The sequence below is a fragment of the uncultured Dialister sp. genome (assembly GCA_900314595.1).
In the GTDB taxonomy this organism is placed as follows: Bacteria; Bacillota; Negativicutes; order Veillonellales; family Dialisteraceae; genus Dialister.
On record OMVW01000001.1, the window covers coordinates 170,094 to 190,349 of the forward strand.

Consider the following 20,256-nt stretch of genomic DNA (forward strand, 5'->3'; position numbering starts at 1 on the left):
TGGGAAGTAAGGTGGATGTAATGAAAATTATGTACATGGTACTTGGTCCATTTATGACTAATACATATATTGTTTATAATGAAGAAACCATGGAAGGCCTTGTCGTTGATCCTTCTTTTACGCCCGAACAGTATATCAGGGTTATACATGATAAAGAAATCAACCTCAAAACTATTCTTTTAACTCATGCTCATGTAGACCATATGGCAGGAATGAATATGCTCCGGCACGAATTCCCGGATGCTCTGATGTATATGGATAAAAGAGATCAACCTCTTCTTCGTGATCCGGAACGCAATCTTTCTGAAGCGTTTTCCCCGCGAATCAAAGTGGAAGACGCGGATATCTGGGTTAAACACGGGGATGAGATCAAGACCTGTGGATTTATATTCCACGTGATTGATTCAGCAGGTCATACCCCGGGCGGGGTTTCTTATTATGAAAAATCAGAAGGCATTGTTTTTACTGGAGATTCTCTTTTTCAGGGCTCTATAGGCAGGACAGACTTTCCGGGCGGTAATTTGAAAATGCTCATTGGGAATATAAAGAGAAATCTTTTGGCTCTTCCTGCATCCACGATTGTTCTCTCCGGTCATGGCGGACAGACATCTATTGGGGCAGAAGACCGGACGAATCCCTTTCTTAATGGAGGTTTCCGATGAGAAAAGGTGTTGAATTCTGGCTGCGTGTGGCAATTACCCTGGCTCTGGTATTGCTGGTTATAGCCGCTCCTTCTGTTCTGCTGCCTTTTATCGTTTCACTGGTTATAACCATATTGCTGAATCCGGTTGCCGGAAAAGTATATGCCCTGTCCCAGAAATACCGGCTGAAGTGGTTTCCTTATGATTTGGCCATTATCATTTCTTTTGCACTTTTTGTCGCGGTTATTTATATGATTATTATTCATATTTTTGTACCCTTTGTTTCTGAATTCCAGGAATTCGTTAAAGGGGTTCCGGAAATGATGGCCGCGGTTCAGCAGATAATTCCTGAATTGGAAAAGCAGTATCAGCTGAATGTGCTTCCGCCGGAAGCGAAGTCCTTCCTTGCTAAAATCGTGCAAGATATCGGGGAGTATACATTAAAACTCGCACAGTTTAGTATTTCTGCCATTTTCTCTTTCGCAAGTACTGTAATTGAACTGATTGTTGTTCCCTTTATTACGTTCTATATGATGAAAAGCGGAAGCAGCTTTATTAATGGATTTATTCATATTTTTCCTGAACGATTCCATCATCACCTTGATCAACTCTTCAAGGAAATTCATTTTGTCCTTAACGCATATATCAGGGGACAACTTATCCTTTCTACTCTGATGGCTTTGGTTGTTTTTGTTGGCATGTGGGCTTTAAACATACCATATCCTCTCGTTATCGGTCTGCTTGCCGGTATCGTGGAAATGATTCCCCTGATTGGTCCGATTATAGGTGCACTGCCGCCAGTCCTCCTTGGTCTGCTTCAGGGATCGACTGTTATGATTAAAGTAATTGTTTTTTATATTATAGTGCAGCAGCTTGATGGACACCTTGTAATGCCCAAGCTTATGGGGACTATTATAAAGGTTCATCCGGTTTCCATAATTGCAGCAGTACTGATTTGCGGCCATGTTCTGGGGGTTGTAGGCATGATGATTGCCGTTCCGCTTGTGGCCGTTCTGCAGATTTTGCTGAGGCATATGTGGTTTTATGATCGTTATAAAAACTGAGGTACTGCATAAATTGAATAAACCTATGAAAAAAGCAGCGATTATGAGTAATTTAAAAAAGAAAATCAGGGACCATAAATACAAATTCACCACCCAGCGTCAAGTCATCCTTCAGGCTTTTCTGGACAGCCAGGAGAACCATATGAGTGCCGAAGATGTGTTCACTGTTGTAAGGAAGACTTATCCGGATATCGGACTCGCAACAGTATATCGGGCCCTTGAGCTATTTACCGCCCTTGACCTTCTAAAAAAGCTTGATTTTGGTGATGGGCGAAGCCGGTATGAGATCAATGATCACAATTTATCTCATTCCCATTATCATCTCATTTGTCTTGGCTGCGGCAGGGTAACTGAGTTTTCCTATGATTTTCTGAGTGAAGTCAAAGATAAGATCAGGAAAGATAACGGATTTGAGATTGTAGATTACCAGCTTAAATTCTATGGATACTGCAGGGATTGTGAAAAAAAGAAAAATCAGGAATGATTTAAGCTGTTTCTGCAAGGTTTAATTGGCTTTTTATAATCTTTATTTGCCAATACACTGTAAGGAATGGTACAATTTACTTTATCAGTGTATTTTCTAAATAAGAATCATGATTGATAGTTGATTGCATGATAATAAATCTGATTCAGAAAAAGAGGTGTCTTTATGCAGGCATTAAAAGGGACACACGATATCCTTCCGGAAGAAGTTTATAAGTGGGATTATATGGAAGGTGTCATTCGTGATGTTTGCTCCCGCTACGGATACAAAGAAATCCGGACCCCTATCATTGAAGCAACGGAGCTTTTCCAGCGCGGAATAGGGGATACAACTGATGTTGTAACTAAAGAAATGTATACATTTAAGGATCGGGGTGATCGTTCTGTTACTCTGAGACCGGAAAATACCGCATCTGCGGTGAGGGCATATCTGGAACATAAAATGTATGGGGACCAGCAGGTACATAAGATGTTTTATATTGGATCTATGTTCCGTTATGATCGTCCCCAGGCCGGAAGATACCGGGAATTTCACCAGTTTGGTCTTGAAGTCCTTGGAGCATCCTCCCCTTTGGCAGATGCCGAAGTCATAGCTATGGCCTGTGAAATTTTTCACAGACTTGGATTAAAAGATCTTGATTTGCATCTGAACTCCATCGGTGACAGAAACTGCCGCCCGGTCTATCGGCAGAAACTGATAGAATTCTTTGAAGCTAAGAAAGACCAGCTCTGTGATGATTGCCGGGAAAGACTATATAAGAATCCCCTCAGAATTCTTGATTGCAAAGAAGAGGGGTGCAAAAGATCATCGGTAGGGGCCCCGGAAATTACCGATTTCCTTTGTGATGAATGTCACGGGAAATTTGAGGCCGTTAAACATTATCTTGATGCCCTCGGTATTTCCTATACTGTGGACCCGCGTCTGGTTCGCGGTCTTGATTATTACACAAACACAGCTTTTGAGATTCAGTATCCACCGCTTGGTGCCCAAAGTGCTGTCTGTGGCGGTGGAAGGTATGACGGTCTTGTTGAGGAAATTGGTGGCCCTTCGACTCCTGGCATAGGTTTTGCGATTGGATTGGAACGGTTGCTGCTTGCTCTTGAAATGCAAAATCTGATTCCCACCCCGGCTGAAACCAAAAAGGTTTATATTGCTGCTCTTGGCGAAGAAGCGGTGGCTGAAGGATTTAAAATTCAGGAAGATCTTCGTTTTAGACATATTATTACAGATATGGATTTACAAAACCGCAGTCTTAAAGGCCAGATGAAACAGGCGGGCCGTATGAAAGCTGTTTACACTGTCATTATCGGCAGCAATGAGCTGGAAAAAGGCCGGGCAGTTGTTAAAACAATGGAAACAGGAATCCAGCAGGAAATACCGTTTGCTGAAGTGGCGGATTACATTGACAAAGAAGAAAATAACTCCAGTCAGCTATAATTCTTATTTGTATAAATTATTTTTAAAGAGGTGCTCTAATTATGGAAACAATGGCAGGCATGCATAGATCCTGCGGATGCGGAAAAGTAACTGAAAAAGATTGCGGCAAAGAACTGACTCTTGCAGGCTGGGTGAATACCCGACGTGACCATGGTGGTCTGATTTTTGTTGATCTTCGTGATCGCAGTGGTATCGTACAGCTCGTTTTAAGCCCACAGTATGGTGAGGACGCATTTCATAAAGCTGAAGGTGTAAGAAGTGAATATGTTCTTGCCGTTAAGGGCAAAGTAAGAGAGAGAAGCGAAGATACAATCAATCCCAAAATGGTTACAGGCAAGGTGGAAGTTGTCGTATCTGAACTTCGCGTTTTAAATAAAGCAAAGACACCGCCATTTTATGTGGAAGACGGTATTGATGTAGATGAAAATGTCCGCCTGAAATATCGTTATATTGATCTGAGACGTCCGGAAATGCAGAACCACCTCATTATGAGGCATAAAATTGTTCATGAGATGAGGACTTTCCTGGATGAACATGACTTCCTTGAAATCGAGACCCCGATGCTGACAAAGAGTACCCCGGAAGGCGCCAGAGACTACCTGGTTCCAAGTCGTGTGAATCCGGGGAAATTCTATGCCCTGCCACAGTCTCCACAGCTTTTTAAACAGCTTCTCATGGTGTCCGGTTTGGAAAGATATTTCCAGGTGGCCCGCTGCTTCCGTGATGAGGACCTTCGTGCGGACCGTCAGCCCGAATTCACCCAGCTGGATATGGAACTTTCTTTTGAAGACCAGGATTTTATTCTTGATCTGATGGAACATATGATGCAGAGGGTATTCAAAAATGTTCTTCATGTGGATATCCAGATTCCGTTTAAGAGAATCAAGTGGGATGATGCCATGAATCTTTACGGTTCTGACAAACCGGATCTGCGTTTTGATATGCATTTCTATGATGTATCCGATCTTCTTCGCGATACTGGATTTAAAGTTTTCCGTTCTGTTCTTGATAAAGGCGGAGTAGTCAAAGCAATTAATGTAAAAGGTGATGCCGGTATTCCTCGCCGTGAATTGGATGGACTTGTGGATTATGTGGGTCATTACGGTGCCAAGGGCCTTGCCTGGATTGGTTTCAATGAGGATGGTACCCTGAAATGCCAGATTACCAAATTCCTGGGCGAAGAAAAAATCCGTGAAATTGGAAAAGCCTGCGAGGCCGAAAAAGGCGATCTTGTACTTATTATCGCCGACAAGCCAAAGGTTGTTGCACAGGCACTTGGTGAACTACGTCTTGAAATGGCTCGCAGAATGAACCTTATTGATCCAAATGAATTCTGCTTCCGCTGGGTAACAGATTTCCCGATGTTTGAATACAGCGAGGAAGAACACAGATATGTGGCAGAACATCATCCATTTACCGCTCCCCGTGATGAAGATGTGCAGTACCTCTTGACGGATCCTTCCAAGGTTTACGCAAAAGCTTATGATATGGTCCTGAATGGTGTTGAAGCCGGTGGCGGCAGTCTTCGTATTTATCAGGAAGACCTGCAGGAAAAGGTGTTCCAGGCTATCGGGATTTCCCAGGAAGAAGCGCAGATTAAATTTGGCTTCCTATTGGACGCATTTAAATATGGTGCTCCGCCGCATGCCGGTATTGCGCTCGGCCTTGACCGTCTGGTTATGCTTATGCTTCATCTGGATTCCATCCGTGACGTTATTGCATTCCCGAAGACCCAGAGCGCTATTGATCCATTGACCCAGGCTCCATCTACTGTTGTTGAAAAGCAGTTGAAAGAACTTCATATTAAAGTTGATATAAAGAAGGAAAAGGACCTTTTTGAAAAAGCGTAAAACCCTGGTCATAGACTTGTAAATCTTTACACTTTTTGCTACACTATCCTTAAAGAAACCCTGCTGTGCACGTGCAGCTTTATATTTTGAACCAACACCTTTATAACGGGAGTTCAAGCTGAATTTATGAGTTAATGCCTCTTACTGTGGACTAACAATAATTTATTCATGAGAACACCCACCTGCAATTATGCAGACTCAAAATACGGCAATTAACGACATGGTGGGGCTAGGAAAATAAAAATGTCGCCAAGACTTTTGGCGGCATTTTTTAGTTGTGAACAAATATCCGGCTAATTACTTCAAGGGTTTTGAAATTTTTTCATTTCCATGGGATAATAAGAATAAATCGTTAACGTGCCATGTTTGAAAATGCACATTATCAGTTTGGCTCCCGGCTGCTGCCGGAATGAGGAAAACTATGGACTCCCTTTTTGACTATAAAAATGAATCATTATCCTCTTATGCGCCATTGGCAGAACGTATGAGACCGGAATCACTGAACGAGATTATAGGACAGGACAGGGCGGTTGGTCCCGATTCTTTTTTGTACCATATGATTGAGCGGGATATGATTCCATCTATTCTTTTATTTGGCCCGCCCGGATGTGGGAAAACTACGATTGCATCGGTTATTGCCAGAACGACGCGAAGTAGTTTTATCCGTCTGAATGCAACATACAGCGGGTCCAGAGAGTTACGGGATGTTATTGAACAGGCGAAACAGGATTTTCAATATTATCAGAGAAGAACGATCATTTTTATTGATGAAATTCATCGTTTTAACAAAGGACAGCAGGATCTTCTGCTGCCTTATGTGGAGGACGGAACAATTACCCTCATAGGGGCAACTACAGAAAATCCTTATTTTGAAATTAACAGACCTCTGCTATCCAGAGTGCGGCTCATTCGATTGAATGCACTTTCAGAAAAGGCAGAAATTACTATTCTCCGGCGGGCATTGACAGATTTTACAAAAGGACTCGGATCATTTTCTTACAAAGCGGATGATTCTGTTCTGCGTTTAATTTGTTCTTATGCTTCAGGAGATATTCGTGTGGCCTTGAATCTGCTTGAGCAGGCATCGACTCTTTTACCGGCAAATGGGACTCTTACAGAAAAAGAAGTAAAAGAGGTTGCAGGGGAACATATAATCGTATATGATAAGAGCAGAGATTATCATTATGATGTTGTATCAGCATTTATCAAGAGTATGCGTGGAAGCGATCCAGATGCTGCATTGCACTATCTGGCACGAATGATTGATGGCGGAGAAAAACCTTCGTTCATATCCCGACGTATCGTAATCAGTGCGGCAGAGGATGTAGGACTTGCAGATCCCGGTGCCCTGTCGGTAGCTGTCTCTGCTGCCCGGGCTGCAGAGCTGATTGGTTTTCCTGAGGCCCGCATTCCGCTGGCTGAGGCTGTGATATATATTTGCCTTGCCCCTAAAAGTAACAGTGTCATTAAAGGAATTGATTCAGCTGCTGAGGAAGAACGATCTCGAAATGACTGGACTATACCCGACCGGCTTCGTGATACTCATTATAACGGAGCCCGTAATCTGGGATATGGAAAAGGGTATCTGTATCCCCATGATTTTGGCGGATGGGTTGATCAGCAATATCTTCCGGATGAACTGAAGGGTAAAATTTATTACCGGCCGGGATCCAATGGTATGGAGGAGGGGCTGGTCAAAAGATGGAATCAATTAAAAAGTAAAGAGGAGTGAATTTCCGGACGTATGAAAAGAAGAACACGTTCTGTCAGTAAAACTAAAAAGCATTCAAGCAGCAGTTACGAAATATCCGGTGTGATTATATTGTTCCTTGGGGTTTTTGCAGCTTTAAGCCTTTGGGGCATGGGAACTGGATTATTGGGAGATTTGACCAATCAGGGTATCCATTTTCTATTTGGTATTGCAGCCTGGCCATTTGCTGCATTTTTGATGTACTTTGGGGCCCGTTATGCAATATTTTCCAAAGGCCCTGAAATTAATAGAAGGAATTTTTTAGTTGGGTTTCTGATAGTGCTGCTGCTTACATTTGTGCATCATTATTATGTTCCCACAGGTCAGGAATTTAATATTGAACGGATACTGAAATACGGCGGAATTATCGGTGCAGGTATCAGCGCTTTATTTCATGTAATCCTTGGTAATATCGGTACTACACTGATTCTTATAGTATTGCTTATTATAGATATTCTCCTTTTGACTCATTGGTCCTTGTCTGAAGGAGCAAAAAAAGCGGGAACAAAAGCCAGGAATATAGGGCAGAGAACCGGAAATAAAATTGGTGGAGTCGCACAAAAACTGAAGGACAAAAGAAAGGCCCTGGAAGAAGCCCGATCGGCAGCAAGGCTTGAAACATTAAATGATAAACCTACAGAATTCATTTACAAGAAAAAAGCAGAGCCCTCTGTAGATGAACTGCTTCATGATACTGTAGGAACAGATGAGTCGGTCATTGAAACACCTGATATTGAACGCCATGAAGCCGATTCAGGTATTCCGGTGGATTTAGACAATAGCATTCAAGAGAATAATGAAACTGATTCACCTGTAGAAGGGGAGAGAGAAGATCCTGATTCTCTGGAAGAGACGGAAGAAATTGACGAAATCCCGATGCTTATTTCCGATGTTAAGGATGAAAATCAGCCGACAGCCTTTGAACGAGAAGCTGAAGGGAAAGATAAAGAATCAGAACCGTTAGAGGAAAAAGCATCAGATTCTGATTCTCCAGTACCGGAATATCAATTTCCTCCTTTGTCCCTGCTCCATGCAGGACCTGGGAAAAGTACAGGACCCCAGGATATTGATCAGAAGGGGGCCTTGATCGAATTTACATTAAACAGTTATGGCGTAAAGGCAAAGGTTTTGCATGCCAGTGTCGGGCCGACGGTTACCCGCTTTGAACTGCGTCCGGAAGTCGGAGTAAGGGTGAAGCAGATTGAAAATCTGCAAAATGAACTGGCTATGGCTCTTGCTGCAACCCATATACGTATTGAAGCGCCTATTCCAGGAAAATCTGCTGTTGGAATTGAAATTCCAAACAGCAAGTCTTCTGCTGTACCGCTTAGAGATGTTCTTGATTCTGATGAGTTCAGGCATGGAAAAGGACATATTCTTGTTGCGCTTGGTAAGGATATAGCGGGCAAACCTGTTGTTACAGATCTTTCAAAAATGCCACATCTGCTGATTGCCGGTTCTACAGGTTCCGGTAAATCGGTATGTATTAATTCGATTATCACCAGTATCATTTACCACAGCCGGCCCGATGAGGTAAAACTGATGCTGATTGACCCGAAGGTTGTTGAACTCAGTGTTTATAATGGGATTCCTCATTTAAGGACCGAAGTAATTACTAATATGAAAAAGGCGGAAGGAGCATTAAACTGGGCTGTGAAAGAAATGGAATCCCGTTATCAGCTCCTTGCCGGTGCAAGAGTCAGAAATATAGAAGGATATAATAAACTTTATCCCGATAAGAAACTGCCCTATATCCTCATCATTGTTGATGAATTTGCAGATCTGATGAATGTAGCGGCAAAAGATGTGGAAGTCCTGATTCAACGCCTGACACAGAAGGCAAGAGCGGCCGGCATTCATTTAATCCTTGCTACACAAAGACCGTCAGCCAATGTGATTACCGGTGTTATCAAATCCAACATTCCAAGCCGTATTGCCTTTATGGTGGAATCATCACTGAACTCGCGCATTATCCTTGATGAAAACGGTGCTGAATCTCTTTTAGGCAAGGGGGATATGCTATTTAAAGAAGGGGGAGCATTGACGGTCCGTGTCCAAGGAGCATTTATTTCTGATGAGGAAGTAGAATCTGTTGTGGAGTTTGTAAAAAATGAATGTCTAAAGCAGGAACAGATTCCAGTCAGGTATGATCCTATTGATTTGTCAGTCCCGGAAAAAGATAATGCTTCTGAAGCTACCGAAGAAGAAAGTGAAGAGCTCCCGGATGAAGTTGTTGAATGGGTGCTTGATACAAAGAGAGCTTCTGTCTCTGCCTTGCAGCGTCGTTTCCGTATCGGTTATACAAAAGCGGGGAGATTTATGGATATAATGGAAAAAATGGGTATCGTCGGTCCGGCCAATGGTGCTAAGCCAAGGGAAATATTAATGGCTAAGGAACAGGCATTGGCACTTCTTTCTGACAGGAATAAAAAAGGCGGCAACGATAATATATCGGATTCTGAAGCTTGAATAGAGTTATAATTATGGATTGAAACGCCCCATATTTCCTGTTGTCTGGAATTCTGATATAAATTGATAATATGATATAATTTTTTCAGAGGTGATTAAATGAAAAGAATGGCTTCAGTTGTTCTTTTTCTCATCATGGCAGCATCTGCTTTTTGGGGAATTCTCCATTTTGCCCACAAACAGGCGGCAATCAAGGCTGAACGTCTTAATCCTTCTGATTATGTTACTGTCTATACGGATATACCTGCGGGGGTTCTTGAAATTTTAAGTCCTGCCTTTTTTGAAGAATCAGGCATTAAGCTTAATATCGTTTATCTTTCGACAAATCAAATGATTAGTGGAAAATCGATCCCGGATACGTCCCCATGCGATATATATATATCCAGTCAGGATTCGCTGAACAAGCTGAAAGAGCATAATAGGCTTCAGGTTTTTGCATCTGCCAGGACAGATACGGCCTTGAATCTTTTCAAAGATGAAGAGGGTTATTGGACCGGCATGTGGGTTGATCCTGTCATATTCGCGGTTAACAGTGATTATTCTATGAAGCATCCAGCCTTTAAGTATACCTGGCAGGAAGTCCTCACCAGAAAATCCGTAAGACTTTCAGTTACAGATTTTATTGCTGCCTCTATGGCTGAGGATTTACTGATGTGTATGGCGGAGCATTTTGGAATCGAAGAAACCATGTGGTATCTGACGGAGGCTCAAACGCATATCATCCAGTACGGAAAGTATCTTTCCACTCCTTCCAGGATGGCGGCTATGGGTAAATGTGATATTGGTATATCCGGCTATAATGAGGCCGTACGGACCCAGAAAGAAAACATGCCATTGGAAATCGTATTTCCTGAAGATGGCAGTCCCTGGTATCTTTATGGAGCAGGGATTTGCAGGGATGCCGAACATCCTGACAGGGGACAACTGCTGCTTAACTGGCTTCTTGATTCACCTCTTTATAAAAATCTGATGATAAATAATAATTTTTACTATATCTATGTAAATGACCTTGCGATGAACGCAGATGCAAAAGGGACCGCTTTAAATTTTTGGAATCTGGAAAAGAAATATTATGATGAGGGGAAAAAAGACCTGCTGAATCAATGGGGAGAAAAGATTCGCTTTGGAGGTAATGAAAGTTGATCAAGAAAAAAATAGGATTTATCAGTCTTGGATGTTCCAAGAACCTGGTGGATACAGAAATGATGCTGGGCATAATGGAACAGGCAGGTTATGAAATGACAGAAGATCTGAGTGAAGCTCAGGTAATTATTATTAATACATGTACCTTCATTGATCCTGCAAAAGAAGAGTCTATTCAAACTATACTCCAGGCTGCTGAATATAAAAAAACGGGGAAATGTGAGAAACTTGTGGCTGCAGGCTGCCTGACGCAGCAGTATCAGAGAGATTTGGGAAAGGAAATTCCAGAAATTGACGTTTTTATCGGGACTGATTCCTGGCAGCATATTCTCGAGGCTGTCAATGAATCGTACGATAAAAACGAAAAGGTTTATAGCTTTGATACGAAGCCTGCCGTAAATGAAGAATTGATTCCTCGCAATACGCTTACTCCATCTTACAGCGCCTATGTCAAAATTGCTGAAGGCTGCAGTAATGGATGTACCTTCTGCTATATTCCTTATGTTCGCGGTCCTATGCACAGCAGGCCCATTCCTTCTATTGTGCATGAAGTCAGGCGACTGGCTGCATCTGGAACAAAGGAGTTTAACCTGATTGCCCAGGACTTGAGCTGTTATGGCCGTGATTTAAAGAATGGAACAAATCTGGCCGGTCTTTTGAGGGAACTTGTTAAAATTGAAGGGGTAAAGTGGATTCGTTTGTTCTATCTTTATCCTACCTATTTTGATGATGAGCTTTTACATATTATTCTCACAGAGGATAAAATCTGCAAATATGTGGATATACCACTGCAGCATATTAGCGATACCGTACTCCGACGTATGCATCGGAGAGATTCCTCTGAAAGTATTAGAAAACTGCTGAAGAAAATCCGCGGCTCTACGCCCCGAATGACGATCCGTACAACGCTCATGGTAGGATTCCCCGGAGAGACGGATGAGGATTTTGCACAACTCTGTGAGTTCATAAAAGAGGTTCGCTTTGATGATATGGGGGCTTTTAAATTCTCGCCACAGGAAGGGACTCCGGCTGCAAGGATGAATGACCAGATTCCTGAAGAAGTTAAGGAAAACCGTTATCATGAACTGATGGCTGTTCAGGCCGCTATTTCTGAAGAAAATAATGAAAACCTTACAGGCTTGGAGACGGAAGCCCTGGTAGAAGAGCTGGTGGATGATGGAGAGGGTCATGTACAGGCTAAAGGGCGTACATCTTTCCAGGCACCTGAAGTTGATGGCAATGTATATATAGACAATCCTGGAAATGTAAAGCCCGGAGACTTTTTGAAAGTGCGGATCGTTGATGGATATGCTTATGATTTAATTGCTGAAAGAATATGATCCCGGATTTCTTGGAAAATCAGGAGGCATCCTTTATGATTGTTGAAATAATCACTACCGGCACAGAATTGCTTTTAGGTGAAATTTCCAATAAAAATGCTCGCTGGCTGGCTTCCTGTTTAAACCGCTATGGCTTTACCGTCGCTTATATGACGGTAGTTGGGGATAATCCTGAAAGGTTGAAGGAAACTTTTCGTATTGCCTTGAAGCGGGCGGATATCATTATTACGACCGGTGGATTGGGATCCACATTGAGCGATATGACAAAAAAAGCCGGTGCGGAGGCATTAAAACTTCCGTATGTTCGATTTCCAGAGGAATCGAAAAGACTGAAGGAATATTATTTTTCCTTGAACCATGATTTTATCCCTGCCCTTGACAGGCAGGCCTGGTTTGCTTTGGGATCCAGTCTTTTTCCGAATGACGCTGGTTCTGCCAGTGGCTGCGCGGTGGAATCCGATGGTAAATATATCATTCACCTTCCCGGCCCGCCCTTTGAAATGCAGATCATGATGGAGAGGCATGTCATCCCATGGCTGAATATAAAATTTGGCTCTCAGGGTTCTATTCAGTCCGTCATACTTTCTGTTGAACATATGTCAGAGGCGGAAATTGAAACAAAAATAGGTGACATTCTGAAAGTTCAAACTAATCCAACTATCGCTTTGCTTGCAAGGCCCGGTTATATAGCTGTGCGTATTACTGCCAGGGGAAAAGACGAGCTGAATGCCCTTCAGATGGCTGAAAATATGGCGGAAATTATAAAGGAAAGAATTCCGGTCAGCGGATTTCAGCCTGAAACAGGATTACTTTCAGAATTGCATGCTCTCCTTTTGAATCACTCTGTGACAGTGAGCGCTGCTGAATCCTGCACTGGTGGTCTGATTGGGAAATTACTTACAGATATGCCCGGGAGCTCTTCCTATTTCAAAGGAAGTGCAGTAACTTATTGGAATGAGGCTAAAGAACAGGTACTTTCAGTAAAAAAGGCCACTCTTGACCGTTTTACGGCAGTCAGCACTCAAACTGCTTTGGAAATGGCTGAAGGGAGTAGAAAACTATATGGCAGTGATATAGCTGTCTCCACCACCGGATATGCCGGACCGGGCAAGGGGGAGCGTGGAGAATCGCCGGGACTTGTATATATTGGAATAGCAGGTCCTTTGGGTACCTTTGTATATGAAGAACATTTTATGGGGTCCAGACAGAGCGTTCGTTATGGAGCGGCGGATAAAGCCCTTTATTATATTTTTAAATATTTACAGATGATAATGAAATAACCGGGAGGCTTAAGATGGAGAAACAGATGGAAATCAGTCCGGAAAAAAGAAAAGCACTGGAAAATGCAATGCATCAGATTACCAGAGAATTTGGGGCCGGTTCAATTATGCGTCTTGGAGATATGAACGGCAAACTTGATATTGATGTCGTTCCAACCGGTTCTCTGGCCCTTGATATCGCGGTAGGTGTAGGGGGATATCCCAGAGGTCGTGTAATTGAAATTTATGGACCCGAATCATCGGGGAAAACCACACTGGCCCTTCATGCGATTGCAGAAGCTCAAAAACTTGGTGGAGTCGCCGCGTTTATTGATGCGGAACATGCTCTTGATCCGGTTTATGCCCATCATTTGGGAGTTGATACAAAAGACCTGCTTATTTCCCAGCCGGATAGCGGTGAGCAGGCTCTTAGTATTTGCGAATCTCTTGTGCGCAGTGGAGCGGTAGATATCGTTGTTATTGACTCTGTGGCAGCACTTGTTCCAAAACAGGAAATTGAAGGGGATATCAGCGATCAATCTGTTGGTCTCCAGGCTCGCCTTATGAGCAAAGCTTTGAGAAAACTGACCGGTATTATTAGTAAATCCAGGACAATTGTCATCTTTATTAACCAGATTCGTGAAAAAGTAGGAGTTATGTTTGGCAATCCGGAAACAACAACTGGTGGTCGGGCTCTTAAATTCTATGCTTCCATGCGTATTGAAATCAGGAGAGCAGAGGCCATTAAGAATGGAACCGAAGTCATTGGCAACAGGACCAGGGCCAAAGTAGTCAAAAATAAAGTAGCTCCGCCATTTAAGGTTGCTGAATTCGATATTATGTACGGGGAAGGTATTTCAACTGAAGGTACTCTTCTGGATATTGCAGTTAATATGGATATCATTCAGAAGAGCGGTGCATGGTATTCTTACAAAGGCACCCGCATCAGTCAGGGACGGGAATCTGCCAAAACTTATTTGAAGGAACATCCTGATGTTGCTGCCGAAATTGACAAAATTATCAGGGATACCCTCGTTGTAGAACCAGATCATTTTGAAGATGGCGTATTATCGGAACAGGATGAAGAAGAATGACCGGACTGCCTATGAGGCAGCTTTACATCTCCTGAAATACAGGGGACAAAGTGAGAAAGAATTAAGACGTAAACTTAAAGAACGGGGATATGAGGAATCTGAAACAGGAAAAGCTATAGAAAAATTGAAATATTATGGCTATGTTGATGATGAAAGTCTTGCGGAAGACGTATTCAGATCGCTCCGCTCACGGCATTGTTATGGGGATTCTTACATACAGCGCAAAATGAAGGAACAGGGGCTTACTGCTCCTGCCCATATTTCAGAAGAAGAGGAAAAAGAGGATGCGGCAAGACTCCTTCTTACAAAGGTAAAAATTATCCCAGGCTTGCGGACTGATTACAGGAAGGCTGTTTCTTTTCTTCTGATAAGGGGATTTTCGATTTCTGCGGTGCATGCGGCACTTTCTGTCCTTCATGTCGATATTCCGGATGAGCAGTAACTGAATTGAAAGGTCAAAATATTAATGCAGATTTTTCTTTTTTATAGGAGAAATCTGCATTTTCTTTTTTTAAAATCGGAAATTGTCCGAAAATTGAGTAGTCTTCCTTTACTGAAAAAGGGCAAAAAGTAAAAATATTTTATTTAATCTATTGACTATTTGACTTTAAAACGATATACTATAATTGAAATTTGAGAAAGTGGTGAAGTTAAAATGAACAATACAATGCTATCCGATAAAATTGAAAAGTTTATTCTGGAACTGTTGAATAAACAGGCCAATGATGAATTGCTGCTAAAAAGAAAAGATGTGGCGGATCTATTAGAATGTGCTCCTTCCCAGGTCACCTACGTTATCAATACCAGATTTTCATCAGATGACCGTTTTGTTGTGGAATCCAGAAGAGGAAGCGGCGGATATATTAAAATCAGTATGCGGCCGATGAATCATTCCGGTACTATCCATATGCCGGATTTTGATATGACGAATCATACAAAATCTGAAAGGGGTTCTTCTACTGTAAAGAATAATCCTAATGGAATTGAATCTATTGAAAAAGGACTTGATGGTTATTTCCGGATGCTGGTTGATTATGATATTATAACCGGCCAGGAATACAGGTTGATTTGTACGATGACTCATACCATGCTTGAATATTGCCCCGAAAGCCATCGGAGGGAAGCGGCTAAAACAATGATACGCCGTATGGAATGGGCCTTGAAAGGAGAATAAGCTATGCTTTGCGAACGGTGTCATGGAAGAGAAGCTGTTGTCCATATAACCGAAATTATTAATGGACATAAGACTGATCAATATCTTTGCCGTGAATGCGCTGAAAAAGAAAATGCTGGAACGGCACCTCTCAATTTTTTCGATCATGATTTTTTTTATGATAAATTTGATTCCCTGTTTGATGGTGGATTCATGAGGCCTTTTTTTGACAGTCCTCTTACGGCCGTTGAGAATATGTACGCTCCTGATACTTTGAGAACAGGTTTAAAACAGGGAGACCGCAGACTTTTTGCAAAACCCGGAAGCTATGAGAATTTGATGCGTCATCTGACATCCCCTTCTAGTGTGGAGGTCGGTAAAACCGGAAAGGAACCACTGAGCAATGGGGTTGGAAAGAATGGGAACTCATCTGATCAGCTGCTTATACTTCAAAAGAGACTGGAACAGCTTGTGGCAGAAGAGAAGTATGAAGAGGCTGCAAAAGTACGAGATGAAATTAATAAACTGAAAAAATAAATTTTTTCACAATCTATATCATTAAAAATTAAATTTTAAAAGGAAAAATTTTACCCTTTGATAAGGAGGGATATTATGGAAGACAGATTTACTGATGGAGTTAAAAATGCCTGGAAATTTGCAGCTGCTGAGGCGTCAAAACTTGGCAGTGATTATGTGGGTACAGAACATCTTCTGCTCGGTATTGCTCATGAAAAAGATACGGCTGGCGGAAAAATACTCCATGAACTTGGAATTACTGTAAATGATATTGAATCCCTGCTTGCACAGTATACAGGAGGCAGGAGAGGATTCGGCGATGGTGAAATATATGTAGCCCCACGTACAAAAAGGGTTCTGGAGATGGCTGTGGAAGAAGCTAACTCTCTTGGAAATTCTTATGTAGGGACTGAACATCTTCTTCTGGCCATTCTTCATGAAGGAAGCGGTCTTGCCGTACGGATTCTTGAAAACTTTGATGTGACGGAAGAAAAGCTTGAGAGTGCTTTTAAAAAATTTATGAACGAGAGAAGCGATACGGAATCCGCCAATCTTGGTGAACTCGGTGATTTTGCCATAGATCTGAATGAAAGGGCCAAACAGGGGAAAATAGATCCGGTTATTGGGAGAAAAGATGAAATCAATCGCGTCATTCAGATACTTTCTCGCCGGAACAAAAATAATCCGGTACTTATTGGTGAACCAGGAGTAGGCAAGACAGCTATTGCGGAAGGACTTGCGCAGAGAATCGTAAACAATGATGTCCCTGAAATCCTTATGAACTGCCATATCATTTCACTTAATATGTCATCTGTAGTTGCCGGTACCAAGTATAGGGGAGAATTTGAGGAAAGACTTAAAAAAGTCATAGAAGAGGTAAAGAAGCACTCTGACTGGATTCTCTTTGTTGATGAACTTCATACTCTTGTTGGAGCAGGGTCTAGTGAAGGTTCTATGGATGCCGCCAATATTATGAAACCGGCTCTTGCCAGGGGTGAGCTTCGCTGTATAGGCGCCACGACCCTGAAAGAATATAAGAAATATATAGAAAAGGATGCGGCTTTGGAGCGTCGCTTCCAACCGGTAAAAGTGGGTGAACCGACTTCTTCCGATACATTGGAAATTCTTAAAGGCCTTCGTGATCGCTATGAAGCTTTTCATAAAGCTAAAATAACAGATGAAGCCCTGCAAACGGCGGTAGAACTTTCAGGTCGTTATATTACGGACCGCTTCCAGCCCGATAAGGCAATCGACGTAATCGATGAAGCAGCTGCCAAGGTCCGTATGGAAGCCTCTTCCATTCCGGAAGGCTTGAAGAGTAAAGAGGATGAATTGAAATCGATAAACAAGGAAAAAGAGGCCGCCGTATCCTCTCAGGATTTTGAAAAAGCAGCTGCTTTCAGGGACAAGGCCAAAGCTCTTCAGGCAGAAATTGATGGACTTAAAAAAACCTGGAAAGGCGGCGATCATGATCATCTGGTGGTAACCGGTGAAGATATAGCTGAAGTAGTTTCTAAATGGACCGGAGTACCGGTTTCAAATCTTAAAAAGAGTGATTCAGAAAGACTGCTTCATCTGGAGGATGAGCTCCATAAAAGAGTGGTTGGACAGGATGAGGCTGTGCATGCGGTGGCGACAGCTATTCGGCGTGCAAGGGCAGGAATGAAGGATCCCAAACGTCCTATCGGGTCTTTCCTTTTCCTGGGCTCAACCGGTGTAGGGAAAACTGAACTTGCAAGGGCGCTGGCCGAGTGCATGTTCGGCAGCGAGAAGAATATGATCCGCTTCGATATGTCTGAATATATGGAAAAGCACGAAGTCTCCAGACTTGTTGGCGCTCCTCCCGGATATGTCGGCTATGAAGAAGGCGGTCAGCTGACTGATGCTGTACGTCGTAATCCTTATAGTGTAATTCTTTTCGATGAAGTCGAAAAAGCACATATGGATTTCTTTAATATTCTGCTCCAGGTCCTTGATGATGGCCGGCTTACCGATGGTCAGGGAAGAACCGTGGATTTTACCAACTGCGTAATCATCATGACGAGTAACTTGGGTTCTAATTTCCTGAAAGGAAAAATCAAAAAACTTGGATTCTCCTCGGATGATAAAGAAGACAGGAAAGAAAGCTTTGATGATATCAGGACCGTGATTATGGGAGAGGTTAAGCGTGTTTTCCGCCCGGAATTTATTAACAGGATTGATGAAATAATCGTATTCCGCCCATTAAGTGGTGAAGATCTGAACAGAATTGTGGATCTTATGCTGAAGAAAGTTGAAATCAAGCTTGAACATTTCCATATTTCTCTTGACGTTTCTGATGAAGCGAAACGCCTCCTGATCAAGGAAGGGACAGATATGGAATATGGTGCCCGTCCACTGAAGAGGACTATACAGAAGAAAATGGAGGATCCTATTTCCGAATTGATTCTTGAAGAAGGATTGAAAGACAAAAAGATACTTCATGTCACCGTGGATACTGAAAACAAACTGGCATTTAAAGCAGCATAAAATTCTATTTAAATAAGTAGTATAATGGACACAGGAAAGAATATTCCTGTGTCCTTTTTTGAGGAGAAAACCATGGGCGCTAATAAAATTCGAACGAAATATGTATGCTCCAATTGCGGCGCGGAAACTTTAAAATGGATGGGACGCTGCCCTCAATGTGGTGAATGGAATACACTGGAGGAAAAAGTAGAGTCTCCAGCACCTAAAAGTATCGGTATCAATGAGGATTATCTTACTCCATCCAGGCCGCAGAAACTTTCTTCCATACGTTTTAACGGAAATGACAGAATTCTTCTACATATGGCGGAAATCGACAGGCCTCTTGGAGGCGGTATTGTTCCCGGTTCTGTTATTCTCTGGGGTGGGGAACCGGGAATAGGTAAGTCCACTTTAATCCTGCAGATTTGTCATGCCATGGCAGCTCTTGGCCGTACGGTTCTTTATTGCAGTGGTGAAGAATCAGAAATCCAGGTCAAATTGAGGGCAGAAAGACTGCAGGTAAATGATGACAACTGCTTTATCTATGCCGGCAGCAATATTGAAAGTATACTGAAAGAGGCCGAAAGGATAAAACCATCTATGCTTGTAATAGATTCCATTCAGACCATGTATTTATCCCGAGTGGAATCGCCTATGGGAAGTCCGGCTCAAATTCGCGATTGTACCTCCGCACTGGTCCGGTTTGCTAAAAAGTTGAATGTTTCAGTCATGATTATCGGTCATGTAACAAAGGAAGGTAATTTGGCAGGTCCGAGAATTCTTGAGCATATGGTTGATGTTGTTTTCTATCTTGAAGGGGATAGAAGTTACCAGTTCCGCGTACTAAGAACTGTTAAAAATCGTTTTGGTTCAACTGCCGAATCCGGACTTTTCATTATGGAAGGAAACGGGCTTAGAGGGATTGAGGATCCTTCAGGATATCTTTTAAGAAACCGTACCAATTCTACTCCGGGTTCTACTGTGACAGCATGTATGGAGGGACTGCGTCCGGTCCTTGTGGAGATACAGGCTCTTTCTGTTCACTCGGTACTTGCTATTCCTCGCCGTATTGCAGCCGGTTGTGATTATAACAGGATGATCATCCTTTTGGCTGTTCTGGAAAAAAGAAACCATGTCCGTTTTTCAAACGATGATGTTTATCTTAATGTAGCCGGGGGCTTCAAGATTCGCGAGACTGCGGCTGATCTGGCCATGGCTGTTTCTCTTTTATCAGTAAAAAAAGATATTCCTGTCTCCCGGGATATGATGGCTCTTGGGGAAATAGGACTTACCGGGGAAATCATGGCTGTTTCCAAACTGGGACCACGGCTTAAAGAAGCTGTCAAAATGGGCTTTAATTATTTTATTCTCCCGGAAGCCAATAAAAAGGAAATTCAAGATTTCTGCAACAATAGCAAAAATGGCCCTGATATCGATTCCATCCGGTTTGTAAGAAAGATTCAGGATGTAATAGATCTCTTATTCTAGAAATAAATTCATATGCTGTTACTCTGTTGCCTGATTTATTCTTTCGTCTGTTATAGATTTTTTATATTTGATAGTATAAAT

16 protein-coding genes and 1 other RNA gene are annotated in these 20,256 nt (G+C 42.4%); all 17 read left to right on the top strand.

Annotated features, from left to right (window positions below; translation table 11 throughout):
* Positions 1-20 precede the first annotated feature (20 nt).
* The 17 genes from QZN42_RS00790 (at position 21) to radA (ending at position 20,175) form a co-directional block, all read left to right on the top strand.
* Complete coding sequence (locus QZN42_RS00790; protein WP_296953700.1) at positions 21-662, top strand: MBL fold metallo-hydrolase; 642 nt, start codon at positions 21-23, stop codon at positions 660-662.
* Positions 659-1,705 carry an AI-2E family transporter gene (locus QZN42_RS00795; RefSeq protein WP_296953701.1) on the top strand — a complete coding sequence of 349 codons (1,047 nt, stop codon included), beginning with the start codon at positions 659-661 and terminating at the stop codon, positions 1,703-1,705. The genes QZN42_RS00790 and QZN42_RS00795 overlap by 4 nt, the downstream gene beginning before the upstream one ends.
* Before the next feature lie 43 nt (positions 1,706-1,748).
* Entirely contained in the window at positions 1,749-2,189 is a 441-nt protein-coding gene (locus QZN42_RS00800; protein ID WP_296953703.1) for a Fur family transcriptional regulator, read from the top strand.
* 165 nt (positions 2,190-2,354) lie between these two features.
* Positions 2,355-3,626: a histidine--tRNA ligase gene (hisS, locus tag QZN42_RS00805; RefSeq protein WP_296953705.1), complete on the top strand. Its 1,272-nt coding sequence runs from the start codon at positions 2,355-2,357 to the stop codon at positions 3,624-3,626.
* A gap of 41 nt (positions 3,627-3,667) precedes the next feature.
* Positions 3,668-5,476 (top strand): aspartate--tRNA ligase, encoded by a 1,809-nt coding sequence (aspS, locus tag QZN42_RS00810; RefSeq protein ID WP_296953707.1) that lies wholly within the window; start codon positions 3,668-3,670, stop codon positions 5,474-5,476.
* A gap of 54 nt (positions 5,477-5,530) precedes the next feature.
* Positions 5,531-5,710: non-coding RNA, 6S RNA (ssrS, locus tag QZN42_RS00815), on the top strand.
* 187 nt (positions 5,711-5,897) lie between these two features.
* Positions 5,898-7,208, top strand: coding sequence for a replication-associated recombination protein A (locus QZN42_RS00820; RefSeq protein ID WP_296953709.1), 1,311 nt, complete (start codon positions 5,898-5,900; stop codon positions 7,206-7,208).
* A 12-nt stretch (positions 7,209-7,220) separates the two neighbouring features.
* Positions 7,221-9,695 carry a DNA translocase FtsK gene (locus tag QZN42_RS00825; RefSeq protein WP_296953711.1) on the top strand — a complete coding sequence of 825 codons (2,475 nt, stop codon included), beginning with the start codon at positions 7,221-7,223 and terminating at the stop codon, positions 9,693-9,695.
* A 99-nt stretch (positions 9,696-9,794) separates the two neighbouring features.
* Positions 9,795-10,838, top strand: coding sequence for an ABC transporter substrate-binding protein (locus QZN42_RS00830; protein WP_296953713.1), 1,044 nt, complete (start codon positions 9,795-9,797; stop codon positions 10,836-10,838).
* On the top strand, positions 10,838-12,178 hold the full coding sequence (gene rimO / locus QZN42_RS00835) for a 30S ribosomal protein S12 methylthiotransferase RimO (RefSeq protein ID WP_296953764.1): 1,341 nt from the start codon (positions 10,838-10,840) through the stop codon (positions 12,176-12,178). The genes QZN42_RS00830 and rimO overlap by 1 nt, the downstream gene beginning before the upstream one ends.
* Before the next feature lie 35 nt (positions 12,179-12,213).
* Entirely contained in the window at positions 12,214-13,458 is a 1,245-nt protein-coding gene (locus tag QZN42_RS00840) for a competence/damage-inducible protein A (protein ID WP_296953715.1), read from the top strand.
* Positions 13,459-13,472: 14 nt separating this feature from the next.
* Positions 13,473-14,531 carry a recombinase RecA gene (gene recA, locus QZN42_RS00845; protein ID WP_296953716.1) on the top strand — a complete coding sequence of 353 codons (1,059 nt, stop codon included), beginning with the start codon at positions 13,473-13,475 and terminating at the stop codon, positions 14,529-14,531.
* On the top strand, positions 14,518-14,973 hold the full coding sequence (locus QZN42_RS00850; protein ID WP_296953718.1) for a regulatory protein RecX: 456 nt from the start codon (positions 14,518-14,520) through the stop codon (positions 14,971-14,973). Before recA ends, QZN42_RS00850 begins: the two co-directional genes overlap by 14 nt.
* A gap of 213 nt (positions 14,974-15,186) precedes the next feature.
* Positions 15,187-15,705 carry a CtsR family transcriptional regulator gene (locus tag QZN42_RS00855; RefSeq protein WP_296953720.1) on the top strand — a complete coding sequence of 173 codons (519 nt, stop codon included), beginning with the start codon at positions 15,187-15,189 and terminating at the stop codon, positions 15,703-15,705.
* A 3-nt stretch (positions 15,706-15,708) separates the two neighbouring features.
* On the top strand, positions 15,709-16,221 hold the full coding sequence (locus QZN42_RS00860; protein ID WP_296953722.1) for a UvrB/UvrC motif-containing protein: 513 nt from the start codon (positions 15,709-15,711) through the stop codon (positions 16,219-16,221).
* Positions 16,222-16,296: 75 nt separating this feature from the next.
* Positions 16,297-18,708: an ATP-dependent Clp protease ATP-binding subunit gene (locus tag QZN42_RS00865; RefSeq protein ID WP_296953724.1), complete on the top strand. Its 2,412-nt coding sequence runs from the start codon at positions 16,297-16,299 to the stop codon at positions 18,706-18,708.
* A 72-nt stretch (positions 18,709-18,780) separates the two neighbouring features.
* Positions 18,781-20,175 carry a DNA repair protein RadA gene (gene radA / locus QZN42_RS00870; protein WP_296953725.1) on the top strand — a complete coding sequence of 465 codons (1,395 nt, stop codon included), beginning with the start codon at positions 18,781-18,783 and terminating at the stop codon, positions 20,173-20,175.
* The last annotated feature ends 81 nt before the right edge of the window (positions 20,176-20,256 follow it).

Bases quoted from the DNA above. Each gene is read 5' to 3' on its own strand.
- QZN42_RS00790 (WP_296953700.1), top strand. From the start codon at position 21: ATGAAAATTATGTACATGGTACTTGGTCCATTTATGACTAATACATAT.
- QZN42_RS00795 (WP_296953701.1), top strand. From the start codon at position 659: ATGAGAAAAGGTGTTGAATTCTGGCTGCGTGTGGCAATTACCCTGGCT.
- QZN42_RS00800 (WP_296953703.1), top strand. From the start codon at position 1,749: ATGAGTAATTTAAAAAAGAAAATCAGGGACCATAAATACAAATTCACC.
- hisS (WP_296953705.1), top strand. From the start codon at position 2,355: ATGCAGGCATTAAAAGGGACACACGATATCCTTCCGGAAGAAGTTTAT.
- aspS (WP_296953707.1), top strand. From the start codon at position 3,668: ATGGAAACAATGGCAGGCATGCATAGATCCTGCGGATGCGGAAAAGTA.
- QZN42_RS00820 (WP_296953709.1), top strand. From the start codon at position 5,898: ATGGACTCCCTTTTTGACTATAAAAATGAATCATTATCCTCTTATGCG.
- QZN42_RS00825 (WP_296953711.1), top strand. From the start codon at position 7,221: ATGAAAAGAAGAACACGTTCTGTCAGTAAAACTAAAAAGCATTCAAGC.
- QZN42_RS00830 (WP_296953713.1), top strand. From the start codon at position 9,795: ATGAAAAGAATGGCTTCAGTTGTTCTTTTTCTCATCATGGCAGCATCT.
- QZN42_RS00840 (WP_296953715.1), top strand. From the start codon at position 12,214: ATGATTGTTGAAATAATCACTACCGGCACAGAATTGCTTTTAGGTGAA.
- recA (WP_296953716.1), top strand. From the start codon at position 13,473: ATGGAGAAACAGATGGAAATCAGTCCGGAAAAAAGAAAAGCACTGGAA.
- QZN42_RS00850 (WP_296953718.1), top strand. From the start codon at position 14,518: ATGAAGAAGAATGACCGGACTGCCTATGAGGCAGCTTTACATCTCCTG.
- QZN42_RS00855 (WP_296953720.1), top strand. From the start codon at position 15,187: ATGAACAATACAATGCTATCCGATAAAATTGAAAAGTTTATTCTGGAA.
- QZN42_RS00860 (WP_296953722.1), top strand. From the start codon at position 15,709: ATGCTTTGCGAACGGTGTCATGGAAGAGAAGCTGTTGTCCATATAACC.
- QZN42_RS00865 (WP_296953724.1), top strand. From the start codon at position 16,297: ATGGAAGACAGATTTACTGATGGAGTTAAAAATGCCTGGAAATTTGCA.
- radA (WP_296953725.1), top strand. From the start codon at position 18,781: ATGGGCGCTAATAAAATTCGAACGAAATATGTATGCTCCAATTGCGGC.